The organism is Vibrio sp. DW001 (assembly GCF_029016285.1).
In the GTDB taxonomy this organism is placed as follows: domain Bacteria; phylum Pseudomonadota; class Gammaproteobacteria; order Enterobacterales; family Vibrionaceae; genus Vibrio.
The window spans coordinates 1,926,547-1,944,244 of the sequence record NZ_CP091975.1 but is presented as its reverse complement, the minus strand read 5'-3'; the positions used below and the strand labels follow the sequence as shown (position 1 = coordinate 1,944,244).

General features: G+C 38.8%; 15 protein-coding genes and 1 pseudogene. 11 read left to right on the top strand and 5 right to left on the bottom strand.

All coding sequences use genetic code 11. The features are described 5' to 3' along the window. Nucleotides 1–104: 104 nt before the first annotated feature. From L3V77_RS08935 to L3V77_RS08915, 5 genes are all read left to right on the top strand, one after another. Nucleotides 105–740: a TetR/AcrR family transcriptional regulator gene (locus tag L3V77_RS08935; RefSeq protein ID WP_275133829.1), complete on the top strand. Its 636-nt coding sequence runs from the start codon at nt 105–107 to the stop codon at nt 738–740. Next, nucleotides 737–1,813: an efflux RND transporter periplasmic adaptor subunit gene (locus L3V77_RS08930; protein ID WP_275133828.1), complete on the top strand. Its 1,077-nt coding sequence runs from the start codon at nt 737–739 to the stop codon at nt 1,811–1,813. The genes L3V77_RS08935 and L3V77_RS08930 overlap by 4 nt, the downstream gene beginning before the upstream one ends. Next, the gene (locus tag L3V77_RS08925) at nt 1,803–4,943 is read left to right on the top strand and encodes an efflux RND transporter permease subunit (protein ID WP_275133827.1); all 3,141 of its coding nucleotides are present in this window, start codon (nt 1,803–1,805) and stop codon (nt 4,941–4,943) included. Before L3V77_RS08930 ends, L3V77_RS08925 begins: the two co-directional genes overlap by 11 nt. Then, nucleotides 4,940–5,140, top strand: a complete 201-nt coding sequence (locus L3V77_RS08920) for a hypothetical protein (RefSeq protein WP_275133826.1) — start codon at nt 4,940–4,942, stop codon at nt 5,138–5,140. Before L3V77_RS08925 ends, L3V77_RS08920 begins: the two co-directional genes overlap by 4 nt. Nucleotides 5,141–5,440: 300 nt before the next feature. After that, nucleotides 5,441–6,076 carry a LysE family translocator gene (locus L3V77_RS08915; RefSeq protein ID WP_275133825.1) on the top strand — a complete coding sequence of 212 codons (636 nt, stop codon included), beginning with the start codon at nt 5,441–5,443 and terminating at the stop codon, nt 6,074–6,076. 472 nt (nt 6,077–6,548) lie between these two features. Here L3V77_RS08915 and L3V77_RS08910 read toward each other — a convergent pair whose 3' ends face one another. After that, nucleotides 6,549–7,001: a GyrI-like domain-containing protein gene (locus L3V77_RS08910; protein ID WP_275133824.1), complete on the bottom strand. Its 453-nt coding sequence runs from the start codon at nt 6,999–7,001 to the stop codon at nt 6,549–6,551. Nucleotides 7,002–7,883: 882 nt separating this feature from the next. Between L3V77_RS08910 and L3V77_RS08905 the strand changes: the two genes are divergently transcribed. The 3 genes from L3V77_RS08905 (at nt 7,884) to L3V77_RS08895 (ending at nt 10,719) form a co-directional block, all read left to right on the top strand. Further along, a complete protein-coding gene (locus L3V77_RS08905) occupies nt 7,884–8,843 on the top strand; it encodes a TRAP transporter substrate-binding protein (protein WP_275133823.1) in 960 nt (319 codons plus the stop codon). 67 nt (nt 8,844–8,910) lie between these two features. Continuing rightward, nucleotides 8,911–9,390, top strand: coding sequence for a TRAP transporter small permease (locus tag L3V77_RS08900; protein WP_275133822.1), 480 nt, complete (start codon nt 8,911–8,913; stop codon nt 9,388–9,390). 21 nt (nt 9,391–9,411) lie between these two features. After that, complete coding sequence (locus L3V77_RS08895; protein WP_275133821.1) at nt 9,412–10,719, top strand: TRAP transporter large permease; 1,308 nt, start codon at nt 9,412–9,414, stop codon at nt 10,717–10,719. A gap of 144 nt (nt 10,720–10,863) precedes the next feature. On the opposite strand, the gene L3V77_RS08890 is transcribed toward L3V77_RS08895, so the two are convergent. After that, nucleotides 10,864–11,097, bottom strand: a complete 234-nt coding sequence (locus L3V77_RS08890) for a hypothetical protein (protein WP_275133820.1) — start codon at nt 11,095–11,097, stop codon at nt 10,864–10,866. A 424-nt stretch (nt 11,098–11,521) separates the two neighbouring features. Next, on the bottom strand, nt 11,522–12,334 hold the full coding sequence (locus tag L3V77_RS08885; protein WP_275133819.1) for a LysR family transcriptional regulator: 813 nt from the start codon (nt 12,332–12,334) through the stop codon (nt 11,522–11,524). Nucleotides 12,335–12,483: 149 nt separating this feature from the next. Here L3V77_RS08885 and L3V77_RS08880 point away from each other — a divergent pair, with 149 nt between their 5' ends. After that, nucleotides 12,484–12,747, top strand: coding sequence for a hypothetical protein (locus tag L3V77_RS08880; RefSeq protein WP_275133818.1), 264 nt, complete (start codon nt 12,484–12,486; stop codon nt 12,745–12,747). 207 nt (nt 12,748–12,954) lie between these two features. On the opposite strand, the pseudogene L3V77_RS08875 reads toward L3V77_RS08880, so the two are convergent. Further along, nucleotides 12,955–13,215: pseudogene (locus tag L3V77_RS08875) on the bottom strand (carboxypeptidase M32); the annotation flags it as partial. A 322-nt stretch (nt 13,216–13,537) separates the two neighbouring features. Here L3V77_RS08875 and L3V77_RS08870 point away from each other — a divergent pair. Beyond that, a complete protein-coding gene (locus tag L3V77_RS08870) occupies nt 13,538–14,992 on the top strand; it encodes a M20 family peptidase (protein WP_275133817.1) in 1,455 nt (484 codons plus the stop codon). A 67-nt stretch (nt 14,993–15,059) separates the two neighbouring features. Here L3V77_RS08870 and L3V77_RS08865 read toward each other — a convergent pair whose 3' ends face one another. Further along, on the bottom strand, nt 15,060–15,959 hold the full coding sequence (locus L3V77_RS08865) for a LysR family transcriptional regulator (protein ID WP_275136733.1): 900 nt from the start codon (nt 15,957–15,959) through the stop codon (nt 15,060–15,062). A 297-nt stretch (nt 15,960–16,256) separates the two neighbouring features. Here L3V77_RS08865 and L3V77_RS08860 point away from each other — a divergent pair, with 297 nt between their 5' ends. Then, nucleotides 16,257–17,009, top strand: coding sequence for a hypothetical protein (locus tag L3V77_RS08860; protein ID WP_275133816.1), 753 nt, complete (start codon nt 16,257–16,259; stop codon nt 17,007–17,009). Nucleotides 17,010–17,698: the final 689 nt, after the last annotated feature.

The window sequence follows — 17,698 nt, the reverse complement described above, 5'->3', positions numbered from 1 at the left end:
GTGTTCCGTGAAGGTATTTAATTTCATTTTAAAAGCCTTAGCCTGAACAATATCGAAATCTTATTACAATCAATGCATTTTTCAATGTTGAACGAACGGTCGGTATGCGTTATCCTATTGAAATAGGAATAGGAGTGCTTGATGTGAATAAAAAACAGTTAGCTGCTGAGAAAATGAAAAAAACGCTTATAGAAGCGACGATTGAAATCGTTGGGACTTCTGGTATAGAAAAATTAACCACCAGTGCATTAAGCAAGAAAGCCAATACAAGTAAAGGCGGGCTTTATCATCATTTTGATAGTTTAAATACGTTAAAAATTTCGGCATTTCAAACACTTGTTGACGGGTTTTTGAACTTGGGAAATGATCATATGCAGTTTAATTCACTGGAAGAGTATTTATCTTTTATTGGTGATTTGACTTTTAATGCTATGGAACAACGGCCAGTTGAGTTAAAAGCGCTGATGGTGTTTATTCAGCAAGCTATGTTTGAACCTGAGTTTAAGAAAGGCGTGACACAGTTAACCAAAAGTAGCTTAGATCGTTATGCAGAGGTGGTAAGTAATCAATTCCCATCACTTACAAAGAGCCAAGTTTCGACAGTTGTCCAAATTCTAGACGCTCATTTTGGTGGTTCAATGATTCATTGGTATTTGCTTGATGACCCCATCCAATGTAGAGAGAACTGGCGAAGTTTATGCAAAATTATCTGCTTTAGTCTCCATGAAGGAAAATTATGAAGCAACTTCATATTAGCTTAATAACGTTACTTTTATTAACTGCATGTAAAGAAGGTATTGAATCGACTTCATCAAATGAGGTTAAAACTAGCGCGATCTCGGTAGAAACTTTAATGGTAGTGCCAACTCAAACACAAGCAACTCTTTCTCTTTACGGGGTGCTTGAACCCGTCTCTTCTGTATCCATTAACGTTGATTTCTCTGCACCTATTCAGTCTGTACTGGTAGAGGAGGGTGATAGAGTAAAAGTTGGACAGACACTTTTGCATTTTGATCTTTCTAAGATTGAACTTAAAAAAAGTCAGCTTCGTCATACATTGGCTCAAGCAAAGAGTCAGTTCGTTAAAGCTGAAAAAAACTTACTCCGTATGCGAGAACTCAAAAATAATAACTCTGTTTCGCAGCAGCAATTGGATAACGCGCAAGCTGAATTCGATTCAAGTCGTTTTTTCGTTTCAGCTATAAAAAGTGAGCGTGATTTGATTGATAGAGACCTTGTTCGACGAGAGCTAGTTAGCCCGGTAGAAGGAACAATTAGCCGACGAAAAGTCGATCCAAACGAAAATGCTATTGCTTACACATCGTTGCTTGAGGTCGAGGTTGATGAAAGTATGAAGGTATCTGTTTTTGTTGGTGAAAAAATGTTGCCTCTGATTAAACTTGGAAACTCCGCAGTTATTAAGACTATCGTTGGGGCTTCTATCGCTGAAGTGGTATCTATAGCGTCACATTCTGATGTTAAGACTGGCAACTATGAGGTGAAGTTACTTATTAGCAATAGTCAGCGTGAATATAAAGCTGGGATGGGGGTAGAAGTTGAACTTAAGACCATCCCATTGAAAAGACAACTTATAGTTCCAGAATCTGCATTAGTTGTAGATAAAGGGGAGTATGTAGTGTTTTTGATTAAAGACTCAGTCGCTATTCGTCAACCAGTAGAACTGAAATACAATTTAAATGAAAGAATCCATGTTACTTCAGGTTTAAAGAGCAATGATATTGTAGCAGTTACAGGTGCTGGTACTTTGGTAAATGGTAGTTTAGTGACGATAAGGGGGGGGCATGAACAGTAAAAGTAAAGTAACTTTAGGTTCATTGCTGTCGCTCTTTATCGAGCGACCGAAATTAGGCAATTTGGTCATGGTTTTAGTGGTTATCATGGGGTTGCTGAGCCTACAGGGACTGCAATATGAAGTTGTACCCAAAATTGATATGGGTATCGTTAAGGTCACGACAACCAAAGCAGGGGCTGGTCCGGAAGAAGTAGAATTATCCATTTCGGCACCCCTTGAAGAGGAGCTATTGAAAGTAAGAGGTGTAAAGAAAATAGTATCTCGTAGTATGGAGAATCTTTCTTTGCTGACGCTTACGTTAGACTCTGAGAGTGAAACATCGAAACTGATTGTAGATATTCAGAAAGCGGTAGACAGAGCACAATCTAGGTTGCCATCAGACCTTATCGAAAAGCCTCTTGTAGAAGAGTTATCCACCGATAACCTTGCTGTTGCTGAGCTTCACTTAACCGGGAATGTGTCTGAATCGGTATTACGTCAACAAGCTAGACATTGGCAACAAAAGCTTCGTTCGCTACCTGATGTGGTTGGAGTTGAACGTGTAGGATACCGCCGCCCTGAGATAAGCATTGAATTGGATCAGAAAAAGTTATGGCAATTAGGAATAGGCTTTGCAGAAATTGAACAAGCATTTTCGTTGAGAAATGTGAGAGATAGTGGTGGCTCTGTCGCGTCGTTTGCGGGTGAAAAAAAAGTTTTAAGTATAGGACAGTTTAAAAATCCCGGTGAGGTGGGTGAAGTTATTATTCGTAGTAGCAGCCCAGGGAATGAAGTTCGTTTAAGAGATGTAGCTCAAATTTTGCCGTCGTACGAGAAGTGGGATGTTCAGGTGCGGACTGATGGTCAGTTAAGTATAGCATTGCTAATAAAGAAAAAAAGCAGCGCAGATGAACTGAAAACTATTTCAAACATTCGCCAATTAATTGAAAACAGTCCGATTAGACCTGGTTTAGAGCTTAAATTTGTTAATGATGTTTCTAGGTTTACCAGTGATATGCTAGACACGTTATACAGTAATGCCGTAATAGGGCTTGTTTCTGTGTTTGTCATTCTATGGTTATTTCTTGGTAGACACATGGCTTTTTGGGTTAGCGTTGGACTTCCATTTTCTATATTACTGACCTTTTGCGCAATGCTTTGGCTTGGTTTGTCCGTAAATAGCTTAACACTAATGTCTATTATTCTTGTGTTGGGTATGTTGGTCGACGATGCAATTGTTACTGGAGAGGCTATTCAGGTTCGTAAAGAACAAGGTCTTGATCCGATCAAGGCTGCGATAATGGGCACAAGAGATATTACCGCACCTGTATTTGTAAGTGTACTGACCACTATGTTGGCTTTTTTTCCAATATTTTTCTTGGGTGGATTAGAGGGAAAGTTTATCGCTGCGATTCCTGTCGTCGTAATGTTAACTCTTTCGGCTTCTCTACTGGAAAGTAAGTTTTTGCTCCCTGCACATTTGGCTCACAGTTCATTCAAACCTTCACCAAGACGCTGGCTAAATAAACTTCGAGATGTCTATCGTCAAATTATTCTGTGGTTACTAGTAAGAAGAAAAATTGCGACATTGGGCATTGTAACAATTTTTGTTGGAATAACTATAGTCAGTGCTACGTCAGTTCGATTTCAACTTTATCCAGAAACTGCGGTAGATACGATTAATGTATCGATTGAACTACCAAGTGGCAGCCCTTTCGATGAAACAATCAATAAAGTCACAGAATTAGAGGCATTAATCAGAAAAAATGTGCCTGAAAGTGATTTGTTAAACATTGTGAGTCAAGTCGGTCATCATGATACAGATCTTTATGGTGGGTCATTTGGACGAAATCAAGCATGGGCATTACTCACTATTTATCTAAAACCACAGAATCAGGTTTTACAAGATCAGCGCATAACGTTGGCTCAGATACAATCATTAGCTGGAGAGTTAGAAGGTTATCAATTACTAAGGGTTGAGCCTTTAAAAGATACGCCAGTAATGGGTAAGCCAATAGAGCTTGAAATTATGTCAGACGGAATGGAAAAGCAATTTGTCGCGAAAGAGTTAATAGATTACCTTCAAACGGTTCCTGGAATTACAAATGTTTGGGACAGCAGTAAAACGGGTAAAGCTATATTAGATCTACAGTTTTACGATCACAAACTTGCTGCTTATGGGTTGAGTGTGAAGCAGGTTGCTGATGCGGTGAGAGTAGCGCTCGATGGTTTACTTATATCTGAACAGCAATTAGCATCTGAAAGAGTTTATTACCGTTTAAGACTACCATCAACTGATAGAGAAAAAATAAGTGTTTTACAAGATTTTTATGTGGTTAACCATGAAGGACAGACTATTGCGTTAAGCTCGATAGCAGATTTCGTATTGCGTCCTGGGGAAGCGGATCTAAAACACTTTAATGGTAGGAGAACGTTAACTGTATATGGAGAAATTGACAGAAGCAAAACGGACGTTCTTGAGGTAAATAAAGCTCTTGGGGATTATATATCTGCCCAAAACTGGCACGTTAATTACCCTGATCTTGCTTTTTATCAAGGTGGAGAATTAGAGCAACAGCAAGAAAGTTACACAGAATTGAGCATCGCATTTGCCGGAAGTTTAATGATGATACTTTTAGTTCTTGTTGTGTTATTCAACTCATACAGCCAACCCTTGCTTGTGTTGGCGGTTATACCCTTTTCAATTATGGGTGTCCTTGCCACATTCGCAGTTCAAGGGTTACCTTTAAGTTTCCTAGCTCTTATAGGTGTATTAGGGCTTGTTGGTGTGCTAGTTAATGATGCTGTAGTCATGATATTTACCTTGAATAAGGTGGAAAGCTATGGAGAACCAAAACTGGTTGCAGATCTGGCCTCAAAACGCTTTAGACCAATATTGATTACATCATTAACGACGTTGGTGGGGCTCTTACCAACAGCATACGGACTGGGTGGTTATAACCCTTTTGTTGCACCTATGGTTATGGCGATGGCGTGGGGGGTTGTTTTCGGAACCTTGATATCCCTATTCCTTTTGCCTTGTTTATTTATGTTGAATGACGATGTTAGGCAACTGCTAAAGCATGTTGTGCGTTTTTCGAAACGTTCTGATACCAACACTGGAGTGAACTTGGTTAAGGATAAACTATGAGTCTTAAAATAAAATGTCCTTTTTGCGGGAGTTGTCATTTATCGTTGCTCTCTCAAATACCTATATGGGGAGGGGAAGAGAAAGAACTCCATATCATCTGTGACGATTGTGCTTGCTCGGCACCGGAATATGTTTGGACCCAATATCAACGAGTCAAGGACTTTGAGAAAGATAGTCACCCGTCTGATAAAGCGTAAAATTTAAATTGGCCTTAAGTAGATAAGAGCTTGCTGGTGAATATGTTGAATTAATGGTCCAAAATCAACGAGGACACACACTCTCCTAAGTTTAGTATGGCAAAGGAGGGCGTGGATTCTATACATTGTATTGCGTAAGAATGGGCTCTTTAGTTTAGGTCTAAGTTTTTCCCTACAAATTGTTATCAAGAGAAATCCAACATAGTGGCCAAAATGACTAAACCACTACAGGTTTAGGAAGTGATATAGTAAGGTTAAATATGATCGAGAGTACTATGGAATTACGTTAGAGGATAAAAAATGAATCATGATACGTTGTTAACCTATATTTTTGTCTCGTTTTTTTACATTATTAGCCCTGGCCCAGCGGTATTTTTGGCTATCTATAATGGGGCCGTTAATAACGTGAGATGTGTGATGGTATCGGCGTTCGGTAACATTATTGGCTTGATGATCCTATCTATTATTTCTATTACAGGGTTGAGTGCGATCCTTGTTGCATCGTCCACCTTGTTTTTGGTCGTAAAAGTAGTCGGAGCGTGTTATTTAATATATTTGGGTATCAAGCAAATCCGCGCGAGTAATGTAACTCAAAAAGAGACGACGTTTAGGCACGTAAAAGAACAACGTACGCTTTTTTCTTATTTTAAAGAAGGTTTTCTTATCGCGATTACAAACCCAAAGCCGATAATATTTTTTACAGCGCTTTTTCCTCAGTTTATAGACGCTCACCAACCATTATTCTTTCAGTTTTCATTAATGACACTAATATTCATGCTCTTTTCGTTTTTCTCGTTATCTACTTACGGTTACTTAGCACAAAGAAGCCAAGGGTTTCTTTCCAATTCCAAAAACGTAAAGTGGTTCCATCGTATCAGTGGTGGGCTGTTTGTGGGCATGGGGTTTAGTCTCTTTAGCGTCAAAAGTATAAGTTAGCCTAATAACCAGCAAAAGATTAAGCACTTGATTTAAAATGTTGTCATTTTTGTTCAATTAATGTGCCTAAGCGGTTGAATTTTATAACCCTAAGACCAACGCGCATATGGAGACAGAGGAGCAACAGCGCAGTTGGGAGTAGTAAAGAGAAAATGATATCTCAAGCCGCGCCCAGAATGGCAATATTTTGTGAATAATAAGACACAACAATGAGTGGTTTTAACAATGATTCGCGAAACGGATGTCACGATAGAATTTTTTGTAGTAGATAGTGATCCTACAAAGCTTCATTAAAGATCACCACTCTATGTTGACTATCCCTCTATGGTCGACAATGTAGAAAGTTTTATCGACAGCAAATAGAAATCATGCCAAAAGAGAGAATAAGAACCCAGTATTGCGGTTACTGTTTTCTCTGTTTGCGTTTATCTAGCGGTCTCTCCACCTACCAGCAAACAATCTGGTGCCTTAATTACTTAACCGCAATACAAAAACTCACATCTGCTATGTGTGTTTCCATATCGTAACTATGATAAAGCTCGAAACAGACACAAGTTCGATCATCATCCCACTCGAAATGCTCTCCCGCTTCTTTAAGTAATTGTTGCCACATCAGTGGATACTCAGATTTATCCTCAATAACTTTCCGAATAAATGCATACCGCCCTCCATCAAAATACGCTTTACTTACAACACTGGTAAACTCAGTGTCATCTGGAACTAACAAACATATATCCGTTCTGCAATCTTGTGGCGATGTTACCATAGGGTCATCTCTGTAGACGAATATCCATTGGCTATCCGCCACACCCTTTTCCTCGGACCATTGGTACAACTGCTCACAAGGCAATTCATAATTTTCACCATAAGGGCCAGTCACACGCTTGTAAGCGAGTGCCGATGGTTCAAAATGTTGAGTTTCCATATTATCACTTCCTATATTTTTCAGCGGTCTCGGTTAAAAGTATAGGTTAAATTTTAGTCTTTTTCGTTTACATATATTCCTTTGTGGGTTAACGATTTCTCATATAAAGCCCACATCTAGCCCCTGTTCGCATTCTTATTGCTGTAGTGGTTGAATGAACTTGGCTTGCCGCATATAGATAATTTAGTGTTTATCGATACCTGAGATAATCCGTGAAATGCAACATTGGTAAATGCACTGGCAAACGTTTGTCCAAATGTGTTAAAGCACAATTTGTCAGTTGTGATTATTAGTAAGATTTAAATGGCTGGAACAGAAATTAACCAACCTTAAATTATCAATGCGATTAAAGGTTGCGACTTCTCAAATGCGCCGCACACATTGTGCCTAAAGTGTAGGAAGGGAAGTATCAGAGGGCCCCATCGGTCAAATGTATTGTCCCCCGCATTATAAGTGGATAGGCACAGAATATCCTGCTTCAAAACGTACCTTCAAGAACCTTTATGAGATAACGCAATTAATAGTATTAACAAAGTTTAATAAGAATTGAATAAACGTACTTGATGTTACTGGAATAGGGATAAGTTGATTTCGGGATATATTAATATTATAAGATTTTAAAAACTTAATCGACCACGTTAAGTGGCTCGTTTAAGGTAATTCAGGTTAACTAAAATCGGTAAAAAAGAGCGATAATGTAGAATATAGGCTAAAAATGTGATCTAACACAGTGCTTTGATCATGCTTCTTACGTCGTATTATTGTAATACAAGACTACATTAGTATTATGATCTTCAACTTTTGGAGAGTAATGTTTTAAAGATTGCTTATATCCAATGTTCAAAACATCAGTTATTACATAAATATATTAAGGACAACATAATGAAGAAACTAATATTACCTTTACTTATTACATCTTTTTTTACTAGCGTAAATGTATCTGCAAAAATGTTAACACTTGGACATGCAATGTCATTAGAAAGCGCTGCTCACCAAGGTATGGTGATCATGGCAGATAAAGTTAAAGAAAAATCGAATGGCGACCTGACTATTAAGATTTTTCCAAACGGTCAACTAGGTTCTGAACGTGATCAAGCTGAGCAAGTTGTTACTGGTGCGATTGATATGGCTAAAATCAATGGTGGATTAGCAGAATCTTTTGAACCAACTTTTAAAGTTAATGCACTACCTTTTTTATTCCGTGATGTTCCACACATGAGAAAATTCATGAGAAGTGAAGTAGCACAAGAGATGTTAGTTTCAAGCGAAGGTAAAGGTTTCATTGGTCTTACTTTTTATGATTCTGGTACACGTAGTTTCTACGCTAAAAAAGCAATTAACTCACCTGCTGATCTTGCTGGTATGAAAGTTCGTGTTCCAGGTTCTCCAACCATGATGGAAATGGTTAATCTATTAGGTGGGAAGGCAACACCTGTACCATTCAATGAAGTTTACACTGCATTACAACAAGGCGTAATTGACGGTGCTGAAAATAATATTTCTAGCTTAGTTGAAATGAAACATAGTGAAGTTGCTAAATTTTACTCTATGGATCAGCATATGATGACACCTGATGTGATTATCATTTCAGAGAATAAATGGAATTCATTAACAGCAGCAGAGCAAAAAATCTTAAAAGAAGCAGCCGCTGAGTCTCTTGAAGAACAGATCAATATCTGGGACGCAACAGACAACATGAACAAAGAGAAAGGAATCAAAGAAGGCGTAACATTTGTTGAAGTCGATAAAGCCCCTTTCCGTACGGCTGTTAAACCTATGATTGATGAAGCTAAAAAAGATTCTAAACTAGCTTCATTTATTGAGAAAATTGAAGCTCTTTAATTAGTATTAGTAAAAATATAATTTTGCCTTGGCTTTGCTGGGGCAAAATTTTTTGAGGTATCATTCCATGTTAACAACTTTCAGAAACCTACTTGATAGGTTGATTCTCTTTATTTCTTCTTTTGCATTAATGTTGCTTGTAGTTACTGTCACTTGGCAAGTTTTTAGTCGTTATGTGTTGAATGACCCAAGTAACTGGACTGATGAACTCGCTCGTTATGCGATGGTATGGCTTGGCTTATTAGGAGCAAGCTACTTATTCGGTATAAAAGGACATTTAGCAATAACGTTATTGGATGGTTATCTTAAGGGAAAAGCACATAAAGCATTACATATACTCATCAATGTAATCTCAAGCGCATTTGTGTCTTTAGCAATGCTTAAAGGTGGTATCGCTCTAATGGGAAGAACCACACAACAATTATCACCTGCATTGCAATTACCGATGTCTACGGTTTATTCAATATTACCTATTTCAGCCGTTGTTATTCTCATTTATTTGGCAATAAATACGATTGACCTTTTTTGTGAACCTAACAAAAAATAAGTTTAAAAAGGACTCTAAATTATGGACTTGTCCATTGGTGTTTGGCTGCTAGGCCTATTCTTATTCATGATTGCGATAAGCATGCCAATTGCAATTGCAATTGCAATGTCGTCTTTGACTATCATGTATTTTATTTTACCGTTTGAAGTCGCAAGTATTACTGCGGGTCAAAAAATTATTACTGGTATTGATAGTTTCAGTTTATTAGCTATCCCTTTCTTTATCCTCGCCGGGAATATAATGAATGTGGGTGGTATCGCTGGTCGACTTATTAACCTTGCAAAGCTCTTGGTTGGCTGGATCCCTGGTTCACTTTTACACGTTAATATCTTTGCCAATATGATGTTTGGCGCAGTTTCTGGATCAGCCGTTGCGGCAGCGGCAGCGGTTGGTAAAACCTTAGGCCCTGAATTAGAAAAAGATGGTTATGATAAAAACTTAGCAACAGCAGTAAATGTCGCATCCTGCCCAGCAGGCTTACTGATTCCGCCGAGTAATTCATTAATCGTATTTTCAGTTGTATCGGGTGGAACATCGGTTGCGGCACTGTTTATTGCAGGTTATGTTCCAGGTATTTTAATGGGTTTAAGCTGTATGGTCGTAGCCTATTTCATTGCTAAAAAGAAAGGCTACAAAACAAGTGCTAATGACGGCTTCACAACTAAAGATGTATTGAACATTGTCTGGCAAGCAACGCCAAGCTTAGGGCTTATTTTTGTTGTTATTGGCGGCATTATTGGAGGCGTATTCACCGCAACAGAAGGTGCATGTATAGCGGTTCTTTACTCTTTTGCACTGTCACTCTGTTACCGAACACTCAAGTGGTCGCATTTCCCACTAATTTGCAGAGAAACAGTTCAGGTCACCGGTATTATGCTGTTCTTGATTGGTGCTTCAACCATCATGTCTTGGGCAATGGCTTTTACAGGTCTTCCAACGATGATCAGTGATTGGATGCTATCTATCTCAGATAATCCTATTATCATCTTTATTCTGATGAATCTGATTTTACTGATTGTTGGTATGTTTATGGACCTTACGCCTGCCGTATTGATCTTTACTCCTATCTTTATGCCGATTGCTGAGCATCTGGGTATGCATCCGATTCACTTTGCGATGATGATTATATTCAACTTATGTATTGGTATTGCAACACCACCAGTTGGTACTGCATTATTTGTAGGTTGTAGTGTCAGTGGCTCTAAGATTGAAGATGTTATAAGAAGCATAATGCCGTTTTGTGCTGTACTGATCGTCACATTATTGGCTATCACTTTTATTCCAGAGATCAGCCTATTCTTACCGAGAATGTTTGGATTGATTAACTAATACTTCAGTTTCTTTTTTGGGGGAGGGGAGCCTATGCTCCCCTTATTTTCAAGTACATTTACCTTCCTTATGATATCCCTTTTAGAAGTAAAATGGAGGTTCTCTTTTATCTGCTCGGTACGCTGTCGCAATTTTAATGCAACTCTAAATAAGCGTTTGTACAAACTTCGATGCTATTTTTGCCGAGTTTTGTGGTTTTTTCATCGCACCGCGCATTGCAGATTGAAGATTGCAGATTGCAGATTGCAATCCGAGCATAGTAAAAAGGTCCACTTTAATAACCCCACTATTTTGGGCAAAAGATTGTCCACAAAGACTGGTAAGGCGACACCCCGTTTCTTGTACCACGAATTTTTTAGGGGTTATAGAAACACTCAATGTAGTTACGTTTTTTGCCCTAGCATCATACGTTTTTCTAAAGTTCACTGGAGAGGTTTAAACACGACATCACGTCTCCAATTGTAGAGAGAAACAGTAAAGTAACTCTTTCAGCTTTTCGTACATAAGCGAGCTTTAGAATCCCTACCTGACGTTAATTAAAAAGGCTGTAACAGAAAACTCCCAGCCTTAACCAATCTAAATCATTACAAATAGTGACTTCTCAAATACGCCGCATACATTATGCCTAAAGTGTAGGAAGGGAAGTACCCGAAGGCCTCATTGGTCGACGGTATAATGTAACCTGCATTGTCACTGGAATTGCGTTGTGCGTTTGTGACGCATTGTAAGTCGGACATTGGTAATGAATCATTTCAATGCTCTTCAGGTTGATCTAAGTAAACAACAGAAAATCATATCAAAGTTACTCCAAAATTCTACCGAGTCTAATTATGAGGTTCCTTACTTCTGGTAAATATCTATCCTCATGGTGTGTCACCAACCATCGGTCATGACTAAGTTCATCAATTATATTTCCTACACGTTTAAGTTTAGGTTGCGTATCTCCTATAAAAGTAGGAAGAAGGGCTATGCCCTTACTCTCAAGAGCGATATCAAGGCTGTTTCTCGGTACACTTACTTCGCATATTGAATTACTCATAACAAAGCGATCAAGCCAGCGACCTGAGGGGATATCTTCAAGAACTTTTATCCATAATTCAGGAGCTTCTGGCGTTGAATAGGGTGCAAAATCGACACGTTTAAGTTTACGACATACTAGAGATTCGTCTGTCGGTCTACTGTTTCGAATGCCGATAACTATTTCTCTGTGCGATATATCCAGTATTTTCTCTGTAGAGATGAAGCGTATAAGCGTGTTATCTAACGTTCCTGAATATTGATCAATATGTTGGATTAAAAAAAGTGTCGTCCACGTTCCTGCAGAGATTTTGACTAACGGCTTTTTGCTTTGCGAACTTGTCATTGTGAAGCTAGTAACTTTTGATTCGATGACAGTTAGTTCTTCTAACAATTTTCTTCCCTCGGCAAGTAACTCATATCCACGATCATGACGGATAAACAGTTCTTTTCCTAAGCTACGCTCAAGTGCAAACATCCTGCGTCCCAGTGTTGCAGGGCTTCGTTGACTCGATTTTGCTGCTGCTGAAAGACCACCTTCTCTTGCTACAGAAATAAACAATTGAAGATCGTTCCAATCCACTTTCTTTTTATTCATGAAAAGACCTTTGCATGTCGATTTGTTGATGAAATTACATTGTCTAGTAATCTGTAGATCAGTCAAAGGTCTCATTCTGATTTTTGTCGTAAATATCACATAGATCAATATTGTTGGAGTGAGAAAATACAGTTAGCACGGAGCCTAAAATGAAAACAAAAGCAGGAGAGAAAAACAGATATTTTATGAAGCACACATCAAGAAAAGTTCCGTTCCCTGATGGTGGTAAAACTCAAATGTTGAAAAAAGAAGATGCTTTTTATAAAGAATATAGTTCAGACGATATATGTAAGTTCTACACGCTGTTAAAAATAATCGGTAATATAGTCGCAAAAATTGGAATAACACTTACTGATATTGGTAGACATCGTTATGCTAGGAAAATTACGTCTTTAGTAACTCTAAAAAGGTAAGGAAACCCCGTTGTAGTGTTCTGAAGTGCTTGGTCAGAAAATTTTGAAAATTGGTATGATTTTGAATAACAGAGGTTATCCTAAAGAAAAGATTAATCTAAATTTCATAACGTAGAGATGTTCGAATATGGCTTTAAGCGATGTTATTATCGAGGTGGTTAGAAAGGCTGAAACTTAAACCTGCTCAGCCTTATGTTATTTAGATGTTTAAAGGTAACGACTTCTCAAATGCGCCTGAAAATGGTCAGCATTCAACGTCTCACCAGTCGCTGCCTTAACCAATTCATCGGTCGTTAGCAAGCTTCCTTTGCTCCAAATGTTCTCCGATAACCAAGAGAAAATAGGGGAGAGGTCGCCGCTTTGAATCACAGAATCTACGTCTACAGTTTTCCTCATCGAAGCCATAAATTGAGCCGCGTACATAGCGCCTAGCGTATAGCTAGGGAAGTACCCGAAGGCCCCATCCGTCTACGGTATAATGTAACCTGCATACTTATGGAGTGAGTAGAGCTTAGTTGTAACAATAAAATCTAAGTCTATAATTAATATTGACAATCCACGACAGAATAAAACCGTCAATGATTTTAATAGTACCCAAGAGAGTCAATTTCGCGAAAATGCTACAACTATATATACATTCATGAGATTGATGGATTTGATCCATCGGAGGGTATTACACCGATCTAAAAAAAGCGCCTATTCTTGCTGTCATCAACACGACATTAATACTCATATCGTGACTTCATTGAAATAAATGGGGCACTTAATTTAGCAAAAATAGGATTTAATCATGTTCCCTAAAAAAATAGCCACTTTGTGTAAAATTGCTTTACTCGGTTCGTCTTTGTTCGCACCATCTGCGATGGCACAAGGAACTGAAGGTCATATTAATGCATTAGAAGCCGCGCAAAGATTATCAGTAGGTATCCAGTACCCAACTATTTCTAACCAAGATCGTTCCGATTTCGATTCAGAGGCATTTACTGGTTACCATGCCTACTTAGAAAAGACTTATCCTTTGTTGCATAAAACGCTCAAAAAAGAAGTGCTTGGTGCTGGTCGAGAATATAGCCTGCTTTATACTTGGGAAGGCCAAAATAAAGAATTACCCCTTATTGTATTGATGGGACATCAAGATGTAGTGCCTGTTGTTCCCGGAACAGAAAAAGACTGGGAGTATGATGCTTACTCCGGACATATAGATGATAAATATATCTGGGGGCGCGGCTCTTTAGATGACAAAATAATGATACATGCCATTATGGAAGCGATTGAAATGCAACTTGCGGAAGGCTTCCGACCAGAGCGCACAATTTATCTCTCTTTCGGTCAAGATGAAGAAGTCGGGGGACCTGAAGGAACTAAGCACATTGTAGAAGTGCTGCAAGAGCGAGGTATCAATGAAGTCGCTTTGGTTGTTGATGAAGGGTTACCGGTTACGGCCGGTATTTTCCCTGGGTTTGATAAACCTGCCGCTTTACTTGGTATTGCTGAAAAAGGTTACCTGACTCTAGAGCTTAAAGTTGAAGGACCTGGTGGTCACTCTGCTATGCCTCCGGAAGAATCAAATATAGGTATTTTATCGAACGCTATTGCTAAGTTAGAATCTAACCCATTCCCCGTTTCGCTAACGGATTCAGTACGAGAGCAATTTAAGGCGATGGCACCACATATGACGGAGGAACAACGAAAAGTATTGAAAGATGACGATTCACTGTTGGAATATTTATATTCTAATCCGATCACTAGAGCAATGATCCATACGACTACTGCGGTCACGGTTGTTGATGGTGGAGTTAAGGAAAACGTTATGGCTCCAAGTGCGGATGCCTTAGTTAACTTCCGTATCCTTCAAGGAGACAGTATTGAGTCAGTGACTGAATATGTGAGTAATGTCATTAATGATGAGCGTGTGACCATCACAGATAATCCAGCGTCTATTAATCCATCTCCTATTGCAGGAACTGGAGCAGAATATCAAATGATTGAAAAAACTATCCATCAAACATGGAATGAACAAGATGATCTAGCGGTTGTGCCTTATTTGGTCATTGGTGGTGCTGATGCAAAATGGTTTGCGGCAACAGACATGGTCAATAATGTGTATCGTTTCACCGCGGTTCGAGTTGAATCCGCTGCGGATGCTGCTCGCTGGCATGGTGTGAATGAACGAGTTCTCATTGATGAATACGCGAATTCAATCCAGTTTTTCCATAACTTACTGAATAACATGCAAGAAATGTAATTTTAATCTGTGTATAGGAATATGATTGAACAAAAAGGGCTCATTTGAGTCCTTTTTGTCTGGACTTTCAGTACTCAGATTTGTTTATGTAATAATCTGCAACCTTAAGGATGGATTCTTTAACCTGGGCAATTTGTTTTGAATGGGGGCACCAAAGGGATATAGGAACCATTATTTCTTGTTTTATTTGGTCACATTTTATGGCCACCAAATTGTCAGTCACATATTCAGACTCGGTAATCGATTTTGGCAATAGCGCCCAGCCGAAGTCTTCTTGAATAAGCTTAATAATCACAGCCAATTGATCGACAAACTCATGTTGAGAAGAAAGAATGACTTTTTCCGTCATTTTGTCATCAACTAAAGACTTGAGCACAAATTGGCGTGAAGACTTCATTAGCGAGAGTGTTTGATTGGGAGCCAAAGAAGACAGGTCACTCCCTATATGAGCAAATGGTACGAAAGGCATATTTCCTAAAAAGGTAAAATCGATGCTATTGATTACTTTGCTTTCATATATATTTACAATTCCAAAATGTATGCTTCCGTCTTCAATACCCGCTTTGATTTCTGGTTTCGTTCTAACTAGAAAATTAACTCGCATGGATGGAAAGTCTTCATATAACTGTCGACGTATCTTAGAGACAACGTGATGAGGTAAAAAACTGGCATAGGCGATAGTGACCGACTCTAACCCTCCATATGAAAGGCTCAAAGCAAATCTATCAAAGGTTTTGGCTTGCTCTAATGTTTGTTTCGCATAGTGATAAAGGAGGACTGCATCTTCCGTTGGTTCTACTGTTCGGCTTAGTCTTTCAAATAATGTGATAGCTAACTGATCTTCTAAATTAGTGATCACTTGTCCAATCGTCGTTCGATGCTTGTTTAATTTTATAGCGGCTTTACTGAAGGCTTGCTGTTCATATACGGCAACGAAAGTGGTTAACTGCTCTAGGCTAAAATTCATGCTATCGACAACGTTCTTTATCAAAGATGATAAAATATTAACACTGAGTCGATTTTTAGCCAACACAACCTCTATTACTTTTATATACTCACCACATTCAAACTCTGTATTTCTATCGCTTTGTTTAAAGATATTTTTTGTTGTCATGCGAAAAGCTCTGAAGTCATCCCAGATCGACTACATATTGGTATTCATGATGGATTAAGCCCTTCGCTAGAGAGTTAGTGAATACCAATTCCCTAGGTAAAGTTACGTCATTGCTACGGCAACTTAACTTAAATCACCTAGGTAAATATCATGACAATCGTAAAAATGACCGCTTTATCGACTGCTTTACTTGCTACTCTTTCTCTTTCCGCTTTTGCTGGCGATGGCGCAAAAGAGGTCGATCCATCCGATATGACTCGTGCTAGTTCCAACATGTACGTGGCGACCAGTAACCAAGGTGACATTAAGTTATCTGGGGCATTATCATACGCTTATGATAACGGTCAAATGTCGATGGTTACTTTGGAAGGGTCTATGGACAATGATGGTAAGTATAAGGATAGCCGTGCTCAGTATTTCCATGTATTCAGCCTAAATAATGCAGTTACACCTCGGGTAGCGGCATCTTTGGATATCATCGATAATACTAGCTTTACTACGGCAGCGGCAGGTGGAGTGGCTATTTTTAAAACTCCAGTTGATTCACTGACCTTTTTTGGGCGTGCTGCTGTACTTGGAGGTGAATACTCATATAACACAACATCCGCTTTTGGCGTGCAAGATAACAGTATCATTGGTGGTATGGCTGCGGCTTATGCGGTATGGAAGCCGGGTGCAGATGGTACTTATTTTGCTGCTTATCCAGAATTTACTTATATGAACGGAGATATTGAAACAAGCACAGTTAAAACAACGCTGCTTGCGGCAACGCCTTTTTCCGCAGACAAAACACGTTGGGGCCAGTTTAAGGTGGAAAACACTTATGGAAGCATGAAGTCAGCGAATCAAAGCATTGATATCGACGATACAGTGGCTTGGTTCCAATACAAGGTGTTCTTCTAATAGTATTTAAGTAATGGCAATAATACATTTGAAAAGGTGAATTGAAACATTCACCTTTTTGCTATTTCAAGGTCCTCTATTATTGTTTATGTGACTTCATTTTCTTGTCAGATGGGGCTCTGATACTGCGCTGACGTTTGATTCATCTGACCGTTAAATGTTCGGCTAAAGTAAATTAAATCCCATTGCCATGTCCTCTACATTCCTTCTATGCGTATCTATCTCAATCTACTTCATTTGCTATAGCTGTTGTCACATCGCTGATGGTCCAGAATTAGAGCGCCACGAAACCATCAGCGAGAAAGCCAACTTATGTCATGCTTAGTTTTGTATTATAGTTCGACTTTGGTAGCTTCGAGTTTGGCTACCTTCTTAGAAATGAACGATAACTCTGACGAGCTATATGTGCTATTAACACAACTAATAGATTTAATTAGGTACCAGATACCAGCAACAACTTCTTCTTAGCTAATCTTTGCAAAGGCTTAAACATTACTCGACATAGTTTTGAAAAGTGTCAATAGCTTCATAGCACCTGACCTAGGCAATTTGTTGTGCTGGGGTGACGCAAAGTAATTTATTCAGTGTGAATGCGGACATGATCTTTTAGCAGGGTTTGGCGGTGACGAGTTTGTTGTTATTTAATCATAAAAAACGCCAGTCTATTGACTGACGTTACCAGAGTTTAG